The 19,411-nt window shown below is 51.0% G+C and carries 10 protein-coding genes; all 10 read right to left on the reverse strand.

Annotated elements, in window-relative coordinates:
- Window positions 1–228 precede the first annotated feature (228 nt).
- The gene (locus H8K47_RS13935) at window positions 229–639 is read right to left on the reverse strand and encodes a tetratricopeptide repeat protein (protein WP_186882016.1); all 411 of its coding nucleotides are present in this window, start codon (window positions 637–639) and stop codon (window positions 229–231) included.
- A gap of 1 nt (window position 640) precedes the next feature.
- Window positions 641–4,954, reverse strand: a complete 4,314-nt coding sequence (locus H8K47_RS13940) for a cellulose biosynthesis protein BcsC (protein WP_186882017.1) — start codon at window positions 4,952–4,954, stop codon at window positions 641–643.
- 109 nt (window positions 4,955–5,063) lie between these two features.
- Entirely contained in the window at window positions 5,064–9,602 is a 4,539-nt protein-coding gene (gene bcsA / locus H8K47_RS18645; RefSeq protein ID WP_186882018.1) for a UDP-forming cellulose synthase catalytic subunit, read from the reverse strand.
- The gene (gene bcsQ / locus H8K47_RS13950) at window positions 9,602–10,369 is read right to left on the reverse strand and encodes a cellulose biosynthesis protein BcsQ (protein ID WP_186882019.1); all 768 of its coding nucleotides are present in this window, start codon (window positions 10,367–10,369) and stop codon (window positions 9,602–9,604) included. The genes bcsA and bcsQ (H8K47_RS13950) overlap by 1 nt, the downstream gene beginning before the upstream one ends.
- Window positions 10,366–10,911, reverse strand: coding sequence for a cellulose biosynthesis protein BcsP (gene bcsP, locus H8K47_RS13955; RefSeq protein ID WP_186882020.1), 546 nt, complete (start codon window positions 10,909–10,911; stop codon window positions 10,366–10,368). The genes bcsQ (H8K47_RS13950) and bcsP overlap by 4 nt, the downstream gene beginning before the upstream one ends.
- A gap of 46 nt (window positions 10,912–10,957) precedes the next feature.
- Window positions 10,958–11,449 carry a cellulose biosynthesis protein BcsD gene (bcsD, locus tag H8K47_RS13960; RefSeq protein ID WP_186882021.1) on the reverse strand — a complete coding sequence of 164 codons (492 nt, stop codon included), beginning with the start codon at window positions 11,447–11,449 and terminating at the stop codon, window positions 10,958–10,960.
- A 409-nt stretch (window positions 11,450–11,858) separates the two neighbouring features.
- On the reverse strand, window positions 11,859–12,620 hold the full coding sequence (gene bcsQ, locus H8K47_RS13965) for a cellulose biosynthesis protein BcsQ (protein ID WP_186882022.1): 762 nt from the start codon (window positions 12,618–12,620) through the stop codon (window positions 11,859–11,861).
- A 22-nt stretch (window positions 12,621–12,642) separates the two neighbouring features.
- Window positions 12,643–14,103 (reverse strand): metalloprotease TldD, encoded by a 1,461-nt coding sequence (gene tldD, locus H8K47_RS13970; protein WP_186882023.1) that lies wholly within the window; start codon window positions 14,101–14,103, stop codon window positions 12,643–12,645.
- A gap of 163 nt (window positions 14,104–14,266) precedes the next feature.
- Window positions 14,267–15,064 (reverse strand): carbon-nitrogen hydrolase family protein, encoded by a 798-nt coding sequence (locus H8K47_RS13975; protein WP_186882024.1) that lies wholly within the window; start codon window positions 15,062–15,064, stop codon window positions 14,267–14,269.
- Complete coding sequence (locus tag H8K47_RS13980; RefSeq protein ID WP_186882025.1) at window positions 15,061–19,251, reverse strand: YhdP family protein; 4,191 nt, start codon at window positions 19,249–19,251, stop codon at window positions 15,061–15,063. The genes H8K47_RS13975 and H8K47_RS13980 overlap by 4 nt, the downstream gene beginning before the upstream one ends.
- Window positions 19,252–19,411: the final 160 nt, after the last annotated feature.

Raw genomic sequence — 19,411 nt, forward strand, 5'->3', positions numbered from 1 at the left:
TTTTTCTTCGTGTGCTTACCTTCTTCCTACCGCCTGAGGCTGGGAATAGCTAAAGTAAAAAAAGAAAAAGAAGTAGACGCGTTTCATACAAAATTAATGTGCGTGTTGACCCGTTAATTATCTGCATTTATGCGGGCGACATCGCAATCTGCCACTTGCCAGCATAAATCCGAGAACTGATATTGCATCATATTTCAGCAAATGGCAAGCGTAAAACCCGCAGTTTTTTCATTTTTTCCATAAGGCCGGTGGCTCAGGCGGGATATCTGTATCGGGATACACATTCATGATCGGTGGTGGCGCTTCCTTGAGCTTGATTTGCGGCGCATGACGCGTCACCCAGGCACGCATCTCGTTCAGATTGGTCGCAATGTCGGCACGCGCTGGCGCCAGCCTGACTGCACGCTCCAGCAAGCCTAGCGCTTTTTCATAATCGCCTTGCGCCGACAAGGCGACGGCCTGATTATTGAGCGCCGACGCATCAAACGGATTCACCTTGGCCGCTTCAGCAAACTTTTTACTGGCGGCCGCGGCGTCCCCCTGAGACAACAACTGGCGTCCTTCGGTCTGTAAATCAGCCGCAAACAACACCGGGCTCAGGCTCAGCAACAGGCTGAGTAAGACACTACGAACTAACATTTCAGTTCCCCTGATAATAAGTTTTCGGGACTACGGGTGGAAAAGTAACCTGTGTCTTTCTGGGCTCAAACGTGTAACGCAAATAAACGATGCCAGCAGCATCAGTGAAATCCCCCGAATTATCCACCGAGAAGCGCCCCCCCACAGAAAAACGTGGTGTCAGCAGATATTCCAGACCGCCCGCCAGTTTGTACTGCAAACCGGTATGGCTTTGACCTGCGTAGCTGGTGGTGATATTCAGTAAAGGATTGGCAGCCGCAAACAACTCCAGCCCAGCCTGATCGGCCGCAATCAACGGATAAACCTGGCTACTGTCCTCACGGAAGTGCTGGATACCGATAGCTGCACCAAGCTGATAAGCCAGGCGACCATTACGCCCGCTCCACTCCACTGGCAGATTCACGGCGAGGTAAGATTGCGGGCTGAAATAACCGCCATGACCATAGGTGAAATAACGCAAATTCTTTTTATAGAACATGGTATTCATAGCGACACCGGCAGTCACCACATTCTCCTTGGTTTTATACACACGCCAGTAAGCACCGCCACCGAAATCGAAGCCAGTGTTCTTCACCACCTGAGTGCCTTGCAAGCTATATGCGCCCAAACCACCATAGAGCCCGCCGTCTTCCATGTCATACGACAGGTCCAGGCGAGCACCATTTTTCGTTACACCACCCCAGCTCAGACCAAACAGGCTGTCTTTGGCACCGGCATACGACAAATAACTATCGGTCACCGAGCGGCGCGACAACTCCAGACTCAGGTTCAGGCCGTCAACAGCGGTACTCCATTTGACACCGCCGACCACATTCCGGATCGGGAAGTTGATTGGGCTGGAGCCCAGATCCAGTTTTAATCCGGCCTCTGCCAGCTCATAACTGAGATTCAATGCCACGCCTTTAGCCACTTGTTCTATTTTGCTGGCACTGGACAAACCCTGTTCCCGCGCGACTGCAGTAAACGCAGTATTTGAGAACTTAGCACGCTCATTCAGGATCGCATTCTTAGCAAACTGCCCTGCGACATTGGTGTCATTCAGCTGCAGCGTGCCGGCATCAATCACGACCGGAATAATTTTCAATCCAAACTGGCCGTAACCCAAAGTGGACAATTTTGCCTCTATCGGCATTTCCACATCTTTTAATTGCGACAAGCCACTCTGACCACTACGCGCACGCGCAGACAAGCCCAAAGTGACTTCAGAACGGTTTAAATCATTCAACGATTCAATTTCACGTATCAATGCCGCTTCTTCCGGGCTCACATCCTGCATGTCTTTTGTCGCTTTACGCTTGGCATTCGCTGTTTGCGACTGACTGACCGTGTTCTGTCCCTGCACGTTCGCGGCATATGTGGTGGAAGGTGATGATGCATAATAGGTCTTAACGGGTGCGACCGCATTCGTCTGGGATGTTACGACACTCCCCGCACTGCTAACGACGGGAGTGAGCGCAGCGGGCTGAGCAGAGACACGCGCCAGTGCCGGTGTTGGCGCTGCGGTGGCTGCATTCAGCGGACTGGCCGGAGCAATGGTCGCATTGGAGATTGGGGCGGTGCTAATCGGCGCGGATGGCGCCTGAGGCTTGCTGATGCTGCCAGCAGCGCCGGGATTCAGCCCGGGTAAGACGTGCTGAGGTCCCAGTTGCGGCACTTCGCGCAATACCGGTCCTGGTACTGGCTTCGCTACCGGTGTCTGGGTCTGGGACTGCCCCTCTTTAACGGCAAAAGGATTGACTTTGAAATCGTTTACAGCGTTGGCGGGCGCGGCTGTTTCTACCAGTCGTAAGCCATCAGCCCCTTTGCCGGCCAAAGGACGCTGCGCCTGCTCCAGCGCCAGCGCTTTTTTGAAATAGCCGAGTGCCTTACCGTTTTGTCCTTTCGCTCTTGCGACATTACCTGCCAGAGCAATGTAACGCGGATTATCCGGCTGTAAATGCATCAGACGGTCCAGATGTTGTTCAGCGCCGTTAAAGTCTTTAATGTTGATAGCGGCGAACACCAGTCCCTGCAATACCTCTGGATTATCTGGTTCCGTGTCGAGGACCTTGGTGTACAAGTCTTTGGCCTGATCCATATCGCCGGCCGATGAATAGATACGTGCCAGTGTCAGCAACAGCACATTGTCATCCGGCGTTTCTATCAGCATGGGCTGGATATAGGTATATGCACTGGCAAAATCACCTGCCTCGCGCGCGCGTTCGGAATAGCGCATGGCAAGTGCTTTTTGCAACTGACGGAAGGACAGGATTTCGTCCTCGCTCAGTTTAGGCATGGCGGCGACTTTACGCATGACGGCTTCCAGCTCCGCTTCCTGATTGGACTGCATCAGGGTGCTGGCATACTGTAGTAATAAACCTGCCGTCGGTTGTTTCGTGTTTTGCACCAGCTGCCGTATCATGGAAAAACCACGTTCGCGGTCACCCAGCTTGATATACAGTGAAGCGACCGTGCCGACAAATTCGGGATCGTTAGCGGCCGTACTGTCGACAGCAGCCAGAATTTCCTTCACCTCAGTCGTTCTGCCTTTTTTATTCAGGATATCGATACGATCCAGCTGTACCTTCAGCCACAGCCGCTTCTGCAAGGTGAACATTTCTGTCTTGCGTGAATTGGCTGGCACACGCTCCAGCGTCATCATGCCTTCCCACCACAGTCCCTGCATTTCACTCAGCAAGGCACTCACGTACAGGGCTTCCGGATCAGGCTTTTCTACATTAGTTAGCGCATCCAGCAACGCACGTGCCTGTCCGGGCATATTGCGTTTCTGATACAGCTTAGCCAGGCTCATGCGCAGCCAGGCATCTTCGGGCTTGATCAGGATCGCGTCTTCCAGTGCACTTTGCGCTGTCGCAAAATCACCTGCAGCCTCTGCTTTCTTCGCTTTTTCTGACAACTCTTCGGCTTTAGAATTCGCCAAAATCGCGAGCTGACGCGGCAGCATATACGGACTCAGTGCCTCCATGTCCTTCACGCGTTTTTGCAAAGAATAGAGACCAACCAGACCATCGAGCGCGCGCATATTGGTCTTATCTTCGTTAAAGACCCGCTTGAAATTCTCTTCCGCGCCTGCCATGTCGTTTTCAGCCTGCAAGGCATCTGCCAGCTGCAAAATACCGGATGGCTCTTTGTTGTCGAGCGCGATTGCCTGCCGTAACAGGGCTATCCCTTTTTTACTGTCGCCATCTTCGAAAGCGTTACGCGCTTCCTCTATGCTGGCCCAATAATGCGCGCCATCATAGGCTTTTTTCCAGTTTAATTTTCCTTTAGCTGAAGACAACTGCATTGCTTTTAGCAGATATTTTCTGGACTCAATAAACTCTTCCTGACGCATCTTGACCAGCCCCATGCCGCCGTAGCCAACCGGGTCTTTGGGATGCGACTTCAGGATAGTCTGGAATTCTTTTTCTGCGGTCGCTACATCATTGTCGTCCAGTGCTTTGAAGCCTATGGTCTGCCCCTTGATGACGGGGTTTTCTATTCTTGGCTTAGCCGGACGCCGCTCTTCACGCACTTCTGCTTTGGCCTGACGGCCCATGTTATCGAGCTTATCCTGTATGGTTTTATCGTCAGGATATTTGTCGAGATAATGGCGGAAGTAACGCGCATTGCTGGTCTTTAAGCCCATCCAGCTTAACGCCTGGCGCCAGGATTCTCGTGCTGGTTTTGCGACCTCAGGTTTTGCAGTCAGTTGTTCCAGCTGTGTCATGCCCTCAGTTCGGGTCGCCTCACGGTAGGTCAGTACCTGCGCATAAGCCAGTGCATAGCGGGTATTTCCAGGCTGTTCTTTCGCCAGTTTTTCTAATCCGCGCTTAGCTTCAGCATAGCCTTTTAAGGTTCCCGCCAAGGTTTGGTAGTACTCAGAAGCCGCATCACCCTTGAGCTTCGAAGGGTCGCCCAACAAGCGGTAACTCTCGACCGCAGCCTCTGCATCACCCTGCTTAGCCAGGCGGCGTGCATCGTCGATTTGGGTGCGCGCACCGGATGCACCCATTTTTATCGCTTCCTCCAGCGTACGTATCTGCGCTGCACTCCCATTGACTTCTCGTAGTTTGCTTAAATGCTGCTTAGCCTGATCCGCATTTCCATGCCTGGCTTCATAGGCACCAACTGCGACTAAAGCGTGAGGACTGGCGGGATCAATTTTGAGCAACTTGCGCCAGGCATCCATCGCATTATCTTCTTTGCCGCGCTGTTCCCAGAACTGAGCTGTCTCTATCAGTTTTTCATGCAAAGGAGAATTGGCAAAAGCGGAGCTGTAGCAGCCCTGGATCGCAAACAGCGCGAGTACCACCGCTTTTTTATTCAAAACCATGCCATTCCCCTATTCCTAATCCGTTGATCATTCTTGCCTGATATGGCATTGAGGCCATACTACGCTGTCGCACAGTATGGCCTGCGTCGTTTTTACTGTCTTGCCTTAATTATTCGTCACTGCCGTCAACATCACGCAAACGTGTCGCTGCTTTACGCTTCAAAAAGCGGAACAACAAGGTCGCCGCGATCAAAGACGCCAGCATCAGGAACAGTATCAACAATACCGGCTGGCCGGACAGGGTCCATTTTATCCAGGTCCAGAGCGGCAGGTTACCCGCATAATACGTGTCACCGATCAGGAAACTCGCTACACGTTCTCCCTTCAATAACACCAGGTCACCCTGATATTTACTGCGTATATCAGATTTATTTAATCCCTCGGTCAAATCCAGCAAACTTGGTCCGTCACCGGCAGTCAGGACGATCACATTCCTGCCGCCGGATAAAGGTGACTGAAACTGCATCAGGGCTCCGAAGTTATTTCCGGTTGCTGCCAGCATTTCGCCAGAGCGGCGCTCGATATCATCCAGATCCTTACCGGTCCAGCGTGCCAATACGCGTAAAAATCCGGTCGGTAATTGCAGACGGTTACCTGTTTCGTCCATGGCAAATGGCATGTATTTCGCCCACTGCTTCAACAAAGGCTGGTTACCCGCAGTTGCAATCACCAGTAATTCTTTATTGCTGTGTTTATCGACATCCGCTCCGCGTATCAGTGTCGCGTTAGTGACCGGATACCCGGTAGACTCACCCATACGGCCCATCAGATTTAAAAACACTTCCATCTCTGGAATGGTGGATCGATCCGGCATAATGATTGCGGTTTCAGACAAGTCCGCAAATCGTGTATAAGGGAAGCCGGCGTTGGCGAGATAGGCAAGATTTGGGAATGTCGCATAATGCGGCATGTGCGAAAAATCTATGGTCGAATCCGGATCAATGGCGGAACGCACATTGTCCAGATACACATCCTTACATGCCCCCTGCTTTGGATAATCATAGAAGAAGTGGAATTTCAACTGATTTTCAGCACCGATACGAAAAATAGGTAACTGTACTTCCTCTTGCGCAAAACGATGCCCGTCTTTAAAGAACAGCATTACGGATTCTTTGATCTTACCTTTCTCAATTTCCGCACCGGACAAAGACAACGCCCGAACAAAATTTTCATTAATTCCGATATTGAGTGTGGATTTATCTACAGTCGGACGCGGTGTAAAGCGGTAGCGTAAATCAATTGGCACCCCCTCTTTTTGCCATGTGAACAAATCGGGAGCAACCCGCATATTCACACGTATCAAATCCGGCGTTAATCCACTGACTTGCAGGCTCTCGTTCGGCACCAATTCTCCGAATTTCACAGGTCTATGGGTAGGCAGCCATTTCGGCGCATCATAGGCCAGGCGTGGATTGGGCTCTTTCAGATTTTTAATCACAGCAGATGGGCCGGACATCGCAATCTGCCCCAGCGTCAACGCCTGCACCGCCGTTTTCAATTCAGCTGAGTCACGTCCCATGACCAGCAATAGTTTCGCTTTTGGACTAACCGGATTCGGCACCACCATCAGTGTAGGGCCGTTGATTGCGGGCAGTTGCAGCCCGGCAGGAGCTTCTTTGGCTGTCGCAAATACGATGGCATTCCCTTTGGGCAGGCCATTTGCAGCAATCGGAAAACGTGAGCCACGGTAAGAAGCAAGGTGCCCAAACCAGGAGGCAACAGTCCCTGCATTTTTCAGCACATCGAGTGACGGGGATGCTGGTAACACAAAGGGCAGTTCCAGCAATTTAGAATCACGTCTGTCGAAAAAAGGAGCAGGCAACAAAGCCAGGTCATTAGCCAGTTCTATCGAACTCACCGTCAGTTCGAGATAAGTGGTGTTACTGAGGCGCGCCCATAAACTGGAATGAAACGGATCCTCACAATCGCGTGTGTAGTGACCAATCAGTCTAAAACTCAACTGGTTAAAATCAGCAAAATAACGCGGATCGATATTATCCTCGCGCACGATGCCCTTACTGGTCTCTTTCGGCAATGGAACCACGCTGACCAGTTCATTATTGACCAATACCTTAATGTGGGACAGATCGGGCAATAGTGCCGGTGAGTAGGCGATCCCATAGCGGACTTTGGCAGAAGTGATAACCTCGTCACTACGTACAGTAAATGGGAAAGAACGCTCACCCTCCACGCCACGCAATTCAACGCCGCTGTCTTGCCCCATTTGCTTGAGGCTGATGTTGTACACCTTTTGTCCGGATGCGGCCTGCGGTGTGGTTGGTTCGGTCGCTGGTTTTTCTATTTCTTCAGTTGCTGCTTCAGCCATTTTGGATTTCTTGGATTTGGCAGCAGCATCCTCAGCCACGGAGAAAGACAAGCCTAAAGCGATCGCAATGGCCAGCGTTGATTTTGCGGTACGTTTCCAAGGCATTTTCATTTTCGATCTCTTCTCATTATTCGTTGCATTAATAGTTGATGTGTCCATATCGCTTGTATCTTTGCTCAAATATTGCCTGATGCTGGCACCAAATCGTATAAACCCGCTGACACTATGCATGGCGATCTCTTTTAATCCATTCAGAGGGTGATCCATATCGCGTTCGTTAGACCAATTTAGCCAGACATCAGCACGGCCTATCGTGCAACTGATCAATTCCATCTGCTGCTTCATGTCCAGTTCGAGGAACTGTACGCTGAGCAAACCTTTTTTTGAAAAAATGACTTTCGCCGGAAATACCGCTTCGCCATTCGTCCCATACAGAGAGACCATTAAACTGGCTTCTTTCTCCATTAAAAAACCGTCGGGTACGCGAAAGGACATTCCCCCCATGGAAAAATCTTCTGTCTGACAAACCAGCGAGTGCCCTGTTGGCAAACGCAAGCCAGCATTGAGTACGGCACGAACACGATGGGTACGGCGTACTTGCTTGGTTTCAGTCGCCACAGCCAGAGTCGCCCCCAGAATCACCAGGTTATAAATCGTCCACAACATATTCAGGATCACCGTGTCCAGCTCGTAGGTATTCCACCATAATGCACGCCCAATACCGATCAAAAAGCCCAATACGTTCAGGCCCAGCATGACCAGATAGGGTTTAGAGATAACCCAGTCAAAATGTTCTTTTTCAACCAAACCACCCTTGGCCGTTACGTTGAATTTACCAAGTTTGGGATTGATCAGCGCGACCAGCGTAGGTCGAAAAATATACCAGGCCAGCGTGGCTTCATACACTTCCGCCCAGAATGAATGCCGGTGCGCCCCCTGTATTCGTGAGTTAGTCAGATTCGCATGCAACAAATGGGGCAGTGAATAAGCCGCAATCGTCAGCGCTGATGCTTTGATGATGTGGACTTCGAAAAACAGATAAGAGATAGGCGCCAGCAAAAACACCATGCGTGGCAACCCGTAGAAGAAGTGCAGCATCGCATTGCTGTAACAAAGTCGCTGCCCGAAGGACAAACCTTTGCCAAGTAAGGGATTATCGACCCGGAAAATCTGTGCCATGCCACGCGCCCAGCGGATACGCTGACCTACGTGCGCAGACAAACTTTCAGTTGCCAGGCCTGCTGCCTGAGGTAAAGCCAGATAGGCTGTGTTGTAACCGAGACGCTGCATTTTCAACGCGGTATGCGCATCCTCAGTCACGGTTTCAACAGCAATCCCGCCCACCTCTTCCAGGCAGGTGCGTCGCAAAATCGCACAGGATCCACAGAAAAAAGTGGCATTCCAAAGATCATTCCCATCCTGAATCAGGCCATAAAATAACTCACCCTCATTGGGAACATTACGGAAAGTTTGCAGATTACGTTCGAATGGATCGGGTGATAAAAAATGGTGGGGGGTCTGAACCATAGCCAGCTTAGGATCGACCAGAAACCAGCCCATGGTGTACTGCAAAAATGATCGCGTTGGCATGTGATCACAATCAAAAATGGCGACGAACTCACCATTTGTGCGCTTGAGCGCCGCATTAATATTGCCCGCCTTAGCGTGATTATTGTCTGCACGAGTAAAGCACTGTACGCCTATCGATGCAGCAAACTCCGCAAATTCCGGACGACGACCGTCATCCAGAATAATAATGTTGAGTTTATCCTTGGGCCAGTCTATTCCCATCGCAGCCATTACCGTCGGCTTGACCACGCTAAGGTCTTCGTTATAGCTGGGGATAAACAAATCAACAGTAGGCCAGCTGGAAGTATCTGCAGGAAGTATCACAGGCTTACGCTTCAATGGCCAGGCCGTTTGCAGATAGCCCAGCAACAGGACCAGCCAGGCATAAACCTCCGCCATGATCAGTACCAATGCAAAAAACAAATCGATCAGGTTTTCAGTGTCGATGGTATAGGCAATCCGCCAGTAGATATAGCGACTGGTTGCACTTACCGAAAACATCACCATGATCAGCAAAATCAGGGTACCAGTGTAACGGCGCAAATACATCGCTGCCAGAAAAACAACCGTAGAAAACAGCGTCTGCAAAGGCAGATCCATGGGCACACTGATTGCGGTCCAATAAAGCAAAGCAGCAAATATCAGCGCTACTATGCGCGGCCCTTTCGCCTCCCATCCCTGCCAGTTCACCATAGAACGGCCAAACTCGTTGAGCCGGCCGTACATGTAACGGGAATTCAATATTGAACGCATTAGTCGATCAGCCCGAAGTGAGTTTGCAACCACTGCGCCAGATGCTGGACATCCTGCGTCGCAGAGCAGAATCGTGCATATTCTGCAACCGGCATCTGGCAGGCAAGCGCCTCCCGGACCCCCTCATCGCGATGGATCGCGGCTGGCACAAACCGTCCACCCAATTGCGCACGTAACATGCCGTAGACATCACGACATAACTGCTTAGATGCATCCATTTGATTCAGAACGAAACAATGGCCAAGAAAATCCTTACGCTTACCGGTATAAAATTCAAGCAAGGCTTCTATCGACGGCACCGTCGAATAGGAAGCTGCATCCGGCCTCAGAACCACCAGGCCAACATGAGCAACTTGCAATACCTGCTGTAAATAAATGCTGGGACCAGGAGGTGTATCAATCAATACTACGGCATTTTCTGCTAAACCTAGCGAGTTCAAATGCTGAAACAACCAGTCTGATTGAAACTTAAGCTGACGTTCAAACTGCTCACGTTCTGACTCATTGACGATGCCATAGGGAAGAAAATCAACCCCAAACCGGCTCACATTCAAACATGGGCGCCAGCCACCCGACCATGCCTCAGGTCTGGCAATACCTGCGTTTTCTTCATACGGCATACCAAAATGCAAACGCAGAGCATTTTGTGGGTCCAGATCCAGTACTGTTATCCTTTCCCCTAATTGTGAAAGTGCGGCTGCCAGATTAGCAGTCACCGTCGTCTTTCCGACGCCACCTTTAGGAGAAATAACAGCAACAACTCTCATGACTTGAATATTTTTTGGAAAAAGGACAGATTGGGCGTATCTTTACTTTTGCTTTGCTCAGGGCTTTTCGCCAACCGGTCAAAAATGGCACTGACCGAACGCTGCCTGTTTTGTTCCACGCCAGGAGCAAGCTCAGCAGCAACGGGAGATGCCGTGAAAAAGGGCTGCACACCTGGACTCGGTGAAACCCGAGCCTGAGCTTGACGGCCCTGGATTTCAGCCGACACCTCAGATTGAGCCAATGACGCCACTTTTTCAAAGCGAAACTGAGGCTCGCTCTGCACAGGGAGTGCGCGCGCATCCAACCTAGTCTCTTTCGGATATGCAGGTATATTCTGAGGCTGCTGCGACAAAGAAGATAAACTAAATTCAGGCGTATCACCTGTATCTTCATCCGCAAATGTAGCAGCATGCACACGTACATCGCGTAACAAAGGCCAACGTTGTCTGGCCTGCTCGCTGTCTACGTCGCGATTAATTTCCCTGTAACCAGTCGCAGGTTGGCCAAACTTTTGAAACAGATTTTTGATATCGTCATCCATACTATTCACCGTCTTCATCATTTAGCGAAAGCTTCACGCTCCAATTTCAACGACGCCCAAAAAATGGCGACTCCTCTACCTGCCTCTTAAGTTCAAAGACCAAAACCTGAGCAAAACCTGCTTCAGCGGTTTTTTGTTGCAGCCTCAACGAAGAGTCCATCCCCATCCCTTCGAACCAACTCGCATAAATCCCTTCCAGCAAAGCCGGAGTCCAGCTCAGTGCCTGTTCACCAAATGCTGTTTTTAATGGACTTGCATGGTGCAACAATACCAAGGCTTCAGCTTCTTCATTAATCTCCACCCAGCCCCAATGCATGCGTTCCCAAATTGCATTCATGTTATCTTCAAGTAACTGCAAATTGTCGCCGCCTTTGAATCCCAGACCCGACGCCATATTGCGCCCCAACTGGTGCATAAATAAACGCAAATCTTTCAAGTCACCCTTGGTAGAGAATTCTGCTGAAAATGCGTTCAAAAAAGCACGCCATTGCAATGAACATTGCTGCGACTCGTAATACTGGAGATCGTTTTTTGACATAATGAACACTTCCACAAAATGATTGCAATAACAATCCCGGGAAATTTACCGAAACCGCTTACAACTACTTACAACTCTACCATTTGGCGCGACCTGTAGTCCAGTTCACCGCCATGCACAATTGTCAAGAATCTATACGCCGGACACTCAATTTAATAGTAAGCGCAAGATTAACTTAAATAATTTATTTTTTTACAACATTTTTATGCAATAAGAACGCCCTCGTTCAAGCACTAACTGGCATAAGCCCTGTGGAGCATAACGACCTAAAATCAGGAAAGTGAATACAAAAACATGAAATTTTCTATTTACACGTAATTATGATCAATAGTTACACGTAAGTTGCTATGCAATGTAACTAAGGTCGCCTGAAATATTCTTCGCCGGCTATGTTCAAGGTTCAGATGCCTTACCGTGGTAAGCCACGAATTATCCAATCTGTAATCTTAAAAATACTTTGGGCTGCCGCATTTTCAGGTTGGTGTACCACCACCGGGCGTTCAAAAGCCAAAGCTTCTTCAACGACTTCGCTTTCCGGTACCACGAAAGGCAGCATTCGTTGTCCTAATTTTTCAGAAAACAAAGAGAGCACATCTTGTGCCAGTTGACGCTGAGTCCCTTGGTTGATCAGATAAGCAGACCCTATTCTGGCGCTTGATCCTGCGGTATAACTCGCAATCAGCGCCTCCATTTCTGGCAAGGTTGAATAAGAAGCTGCATCCGCCAACACCACTGCCAGCAAAAAATCTGCGGCGCGAACGGCCTGCTTCAGATACACCGAAGGACCTGGAGGCGTATCGAGTATCACGACGGTTTGGTCTGGCAACCTGGTCGACAGAAGCTTATTTCTCAACCAGTCTTCCTGCGCTTCCAGCGTCGCCTCAAATTTTTGCCGGCGTTGCTCACTGCAACTGCCGTAAGGAACCAGTGCCACATCAAAGGGAGTTTGATGCATGACACCTGCGAGGCGCGTGCGGCTGGCGTTGAGTGAGCTGATGCCCTTGGCAACATCAGGGTCCAATCCGCCCAGATGCCATTGCATGGCATTTTGTGGATCGAGATCGACGACGACCGCAGGACGTCCGCGTTGTGCGAAACCTGCAGCAAGATTGGCCGATACGGTTGTTTTTCCAACGCCGCCTTTCGCAGAGACGATAGCGATAACGAACATAGTAGGTTTTGCCCTTAAGGTATTAAGCGGTTCCGCCTACAGTCAGCCCCTCTATGCGCATACTAGGCTGACCCACGCCGACGGGCAGACTCTGCCCTTCTTTACCACACACGCCTATACCGGAGTCCAGTTGAAGATCATTACCTATCATGGAGACATGATTGAGCACTTCTGGTCCATTGCCAATCAGCGTTGCGCCTTTGACCGGATAGCTGATTTTTCCATTCTCTATCATGTAGGCTTCACTGGCGGAAAATACAAATTTTCCATTCGTGATATCGACCTGGCCACCGCCAAAATTAACGGCATACAGCCCATTCTTAACCGACGCCAGAATTTCTTCCGGATCCTTGTCACCAGCCAGCATGTAAGTATTGGTCATACGCGGCATAGGAAGATGCGCAAAAGATTCACGCCGTGCATTACCGGTAATCTCCATCTTCATCAGACGTGCATTCATCGTATCCTGCATATAGCCTTTCAGGATACCGTCCTCAATCAGGACATTGCACTGAGTCGGATTACCTTCGTCGTCGATATTCAACGAACCGCGCCGGTTCTGCATCGTACCATCGTCCACCACGGTGACGCCTTTGGCCGCTACCCGCTCTCCGATGCGACCGGAAAAGGTACTGGAACCTTTGCGGTTAAAATCACCTTCCAGGCCGTGTCCAACCGCTTCATGCAATAAAACGCCAGGCCAGCCAGGCCCCAATACGACTGTCATCGGCCCCGCCGGTGCCGGACGTGCATCCAGATTTACCAGTGCAGATTTGACCGCTTCGTCCGCAAATTTTTCCAGTAAAGCATCTGTAAAGTAAGCATAGTCATAGCGGCCACCGCCGCCGCTGGAACCCATTTCACGCCGGCCATTCTGCTCGGCGATCACGGTTACCGATACCCGCACCAACGGCCGTACATCGGCGGCCATCACACCGTCACTGCGCGCCACCATCACGACATCGTATTCGCCAGACAGCGAAGCCATCACCTGCACAATGCGAGGGTCCTTAGCGCGCGCAATACGCTCTACGCGCTCCAACAGGCGCACTTTCTGATTTGCATCCAAAGAATGTAAGGGGTCGTTCGGTAAATATAAATCGCGGCCGATCGCTTCAGCCATGGTTTTAGCGACTTTCACTTTCCCGGTGCCCTGGCGCGCGATGGTACGGGTTGCGACTGCAGCCTCGGACAGGGCTTTCGCAGAAATTTCATCGGAATAGGCAAACGCTGTTTTATCGCCAGATACCGCGCGCACACCGACACCCTGATCGATAGAGAAACTGCCGGTCTTGACGATGCCCTCTTCCAGACTCCAGCCTTCGCTGCGGGTAAATTGGAAGTACAAATCTGCGTAATCAACACGATGCGTAAACATCGAGGCAAGCACCTGATTTAACTGATTGTCATCCAGACCAAAAGGAGTAAGCAACACATCACGGGCGATGGTTAAATGGCTAGGAGTCGATACGCTGGAAGTCATAGATTAAGGGCTCACGCATAAAAAAACGGTAATGCTGGCATTGTAGTTCAGAAGCAGCCTGCATCACATATGGGACATCAATATTCTGTCTGACAGAGCGTTGCGCTTAGGGTTGTGAGCTTTTACGAACGAATTCGGAACAGATTCGGAACTGACTTCAGGCTCAAATACGCCGATGATGCAAGGCCGGCAGGCTTTCACGTACTGATGCAATCAGTCCGGTATCAATTTCACCGGTTACGATACCCTCTCCCTCTGGCAAGCAGGCCAGTACCTTGCCCCAAGGATCTATCAGCATGCTATGCCCCCAGGTGCGGCGGCCATTGCTATGCACCCCACCCTGGCCACAGGCCAGTAAATAACATTGATTCTCAACGGCTCTGGCACGCAACAGGATTTCCCAGTGAGCTTCGCCCGTTGTATATGTAAACGCAGCCGTCACAATCAGCAGATTGCAATGTCCTAACGCACGAAACAATTCCGGGAAGCGCAGGTCATAACAGATTGCCAGTCCTATCCTGCCTAATTCAGAATCAAAACTGACCACTTCATGACCCGCCGTGATGGTACGCGACTCTTCGTACGACTCACTGCCCTTCTGAAAACCGAACAGATGTATTTTGTCGTAACGCGCTTTCAATGTGCCGTCCGGCCCATAGACTAAGGTCGTGTTCAGCACCTTATCTGCTTCAGCGGACTTCAAGGGTATGGTTCCACCTATCAGCCAGACACCGAGTTCGCTTGCGATTGCAGACAAAAAAGTCTGCATACGACCATTTCCCGGTTCTTCCGCAATCAATAATTTATCCGTATCCTGCTGCCCCATCAGGGGCCAGTATTCAGGCAACAATAATAGCTGCGCGCCTTCTGCAGCGGCCTGTCGTATCAGGCGCTCCGCTGTCGCCAGGTTGTCATTCAAGTCCGCAGACGAAATCATCTGTATCGCCGCCACCTTCATCATTCACCTCTCCCTGTTTTACTGGTTTCAGCGGAGGAAGCACTGTGACTCAGGCCGACCTCCAGTTTTTTGACGACAGGTTCAGTCCAGGAACCAGTCAGGCCATATTCAAAAGTAAACGCCTTGGCTAAAGGCTCACGTAAAAATAGCTGTGCCAAAAAAGTCCCCAACCCGATCACAGGATTGACTGCCAGACCATACACAACGGAAGCAGCGCCGGCGTTCACGACCGGAATCACCACCACATGCAAATCCTGGGTCTCATGCACTATGTCTGCCTTACCTGCCATCAGCACGGTCGCATTCAAACCGCGCATTTTCAGATTCTCGGTATGCGCCAGCCCTTTTTCGATCACAGCATGGCCGTTAATGCCATCAAAAGCAAAGCCCTCAGAAAACACATCGCGAAAATCCAGCGTCAACCGACGTGGCAAAGATTGCATACTCAATACGCCTAATAATTTCGCTGCGCCCGGATCAACTTTTAAAAACTGACCTGCAGCCAGGTCGAGCTGCATTTTTCCTGACATGGACGGCAAATCCATCGCAAACGGCAGCCCATTCCAGCGCAGATTGCCTTCAATTTTCCCTTTACCGCCCTGCAATACGTTGGCAAAACCCAGGCGGTTCAGCAATTGCCCCGCATGCTGAATGTCCAGTACATATTCGAGCTGGGTCTGACCGGCATCGGCCTGTTGCAACCATTTTCCCGAGGCTTTTAATTCTGCATCCGGATTTTTCAAATTAATTTTACGCAGTTGCCACTCGCTGCGGCCATTCACCAACTGATTACTGGCCTGTAATTCCAGCCTGCCCATTTTTTTATTCACCAGTTCAAGCTGATCTACCACAATATCAAGGCCAGGTAACTGTGTCTGCATTTTTTTTCCATCTAACAGCTCAGTCACTTCTTTCGCAGCAGAGGCCGGAATTTTCAGGTAATCGAAGCGGCCAGTGATGACGGAATTCGCTTGCGTCAGTGCAGCCTCGTTCCAGCTCAAAGTCCCGGCCATCTGAGCAGACTTCATACCCGCTTTCCAGTTCCCCTTCTGTTGCGTGAGTGCCAGTTGCATATCGTCAAACTGTTTCCCCATCACGTGCAAATGTCCTGCCCGCAATTGTAGCGAGGCGGGGTAAAAATACGATTCCAGCCCAGTGTCCGTCACTGCAGCGCTCGCAGCAGATTTCGCTGACATGTTGTCCAGCCACTGCGACCACTCATCCATATTTAATTTCGGGAGCTGAATTTGCCAAGCCATCCCTTGTTCGGAATCCGGTGCAGGCTGACCTATGCCGATGCCACCACGCGCGACACGCCATCCCTTATCGTTGTCGCGCTGTTTTTGTCGCAGAAAGCGCGCCTGCGCCAACGTCCCCAACTGCAGCTTTAATTCATCACGTAACTGGTTACTCTCATTACCAGCCAGCGGCGTTAGCTCGACTTTCAATGGCAAGATCTCAGTAGCTGCCTTACGCAAAGGTTCTGGAAAATGTAAGGCCATTCCTTGCAAACTTGATTCCACCACGATCTCTGGCAACTGCTTTTTGACATTCACTGCCGCAGTGTAACGACTGGAGCCAGACAAACGTCCATCCATGATCCTGCGGTGCTCAGGCGGCAGATAACTGATCAGGCCTTGCGCACTGGCTGTACCGTCGAGTCGTATACGTATCGCATTGTCTTTTTGGCTGCCACCGCTGATCACCAGCGGGCCGCCCAGAGCAATCGCTTTCAGTGACGGTATGGTCAGTCCGGTTTCATTGAATTCCAGTTTGCCATTCGCCGCGCTGACCTGTGGAATTCCTGGTTGCAACATGACATCGTTATTTTGAAATTGCAGAATACCATTCACCTTAGCATCAATCAGATGCAACAAAGGCAGCTGCAATTTCAGATTCAATGAAGACAAGCCGCTAGCCTTGGTCTCATCTAAAAAATGACCTAGCCAGCCCTGCACAGGGCTGGCAGCGACGTAGCCCAGCATTTGCTGCAACAGACCGGATGCCGTTCCGTCAATTTGCAACACTGCACCATGCGTCATCAGATCAGGAATGATGGCTTTCACTTTTTTCAGGTCAACTCCGAGCGTCTTGGCTGTGTCGCCGGAAATTTCCATCCGTGCTCGGTCAAACACAAAGCTGCCACGGATTTGCTCAATCACAGGCCAGAGAGCCTGCTTCGATGTGTCGCTCAGTTGTCCAGCGGTGAAATCCAGTTTGGCGCCACTCAGACTGCCTTTAACCCTGAACTCGCCGGCCTGCGCGGCCCTGCTATCATTCGCTGCAAACGGAAAGTGAGATAAGTCCCCTCTCACCTTGACCTGTACCTCATCTGCATAACCATCCAATAACGAATGGGTAAGCCAGTAGCGCAAATCCTGCGGCGCGCTGGCGGGTATATATTTATCGATGGTTTTCAAATCAAAACGGTCGATACGGCCACTCAAATCCAAATTCCCCGCCGGATTATCGGTATCCGCACGCAAGGACACGGTATGCCTGCCACTGAAGCTGGCACGCATATTTCCTTGCTCTGCATCGAACTTTTGCAGCTGAACTGTGAGCAGATCATCGTTGGCGATCTTCCAGTTGGCGTGCACAAACAAACGGTCAAAATACAGGGAAGGATCGACAAAATAACTGGCGGTATGTAGGGCTAAGGCTGTTGAGTTCAGTACCAGCTTGCCGTTTTTTTCATTGGCTTCAATACTGCCCGACAGATTATCAAAGCCTGGAATCGCGGGCACGGCTGCCGTTGCTGGCCGCTTGCCACGCTTAGCCTGAGCGGCTCTGGCGGGTTGCGCGCGCAGAGACAGATTCTCAAATTGCCCCTGCACCTGATAACTAAGGATTTCCGGATAACTGCCCCGCCATTGAGCGCGCAGGTTCTTCAGTACACCTTTCGGCGCAAAATCATTCAGCATTTGGCGCTGCCCTGCCGGCAAGGGTAAATGTTCTGCGAACTGAACCAGAGTCTGCAAATCCAGCATAGGCGAGGACAGTTCAACCTGCTCAGACTGACCATCGCTGCCAGGTGTAAAACTTTCCCGGATTGAAGTAGGTGGCAAACGCAGCCCGTCGCGGGCAGTCATGCTAAAGTCAGTCAGCGCCAGCGTATGACCAGCAGGACCAAACACCGAGGGCAAATATTTCCGGGCGAAGGAAATTTTTTCACTTGCCGTGATGCGTCCGCGAATTTCCTGCATATCCAGCGCAGGCAGATCTTTCGCAAATTTTCCCTGCACCTGCCTGAGTAAGACATCCAGTGTCAGGTCAGCCATCCTGCCTGCATCCAGCTGCATCCAGGCACGCAGCGTACCTTTTCCTTGCTGCAACTGGCTATTCAATGGCAGATAGGCCTGTAAGGCAGGCAAGTCAGCCTGACTCAGAAACGCATAAATTTCACCCGACCAGACTGAACGATTCAGCAAGGTCTTAGCAAATGAGGCATGGCGCAAATTACCGCGGACATCCAGAGGCTGCGCCAATCCCTCGTTCATTTGCGCCAGCAAGGAGAATTGGTGCTGCTGCCAGTGATTATTCAAATCGAAATTGACGCCAGACAGATTGGCCCCAGGTGTTCCCCGCGTCTGGTCCCGCCAATGCAGCTTACCACCCCGTATCCGTATCTGCTGCTGAGCCAACACCCAGTCCAGGCCCTTGCCATCCCCTTGACGTTGGGTATCGAGCAAAAAACCTCCTATGTAAAGCTGACCACGCTCATCTCTTTGTATCGTCAACTCTGGCGCCACCAATTCGATGCGACGGAAACGCAGCTCAGCCAGCGGTAAACTCCACCACGACAAGGTCGTGCGCACCTCTGGCAAGGCCAGCGCGAGCTGCCCATGCTGATCAAACAGTTGCACCTGATGTAGCGCGAACTGGGGATGCAAGCCTTGCCAGCTGGCTTCCAGTGAGGCAATTTTTACCGGGCGCCCGATAGACGCGGTCAGCGCTGTTTCAACTTCAGTCTGGTAGCTACCTACCTGTGGCAGCAACACATAGCGCAACACCAGCACCAGCAGTGAAAACACAAAATACAACCCCAGCAGCCCCCAACACACAGCGCGCAAGCCACATCCCCCCGCTCGCCACAAACGGCGACAGGGTAAGGCAACCAGCATCCTCAGGGAAGACAGCAAGTGGCGGCTACGACGGGTCGGTGCAGGTGAAGCAGATTCTTTTGTCATTCAAGACATTCACTTCTTTGCACTGCGGTGTCAGACCTGCAACCCGGCACATGGTTATTCAAACTACGTCTCATGCTTTTCATTGATTAAGTATCGAATCAGGACGATCCCGGATTCCTCAGCGAACATCGCGAGTACGGTTCTGCAAGCGCGCAAAATC

This window comes from Cognatundibacterium rugosum (assembly GCF_014284365.1).
GTDB lineage: Bacteria > Pseudomonadota > Gammaproteobacteria > Burkholderiales > Burkholderiaceae_D > Undibacterium > Undibacterium rugosum.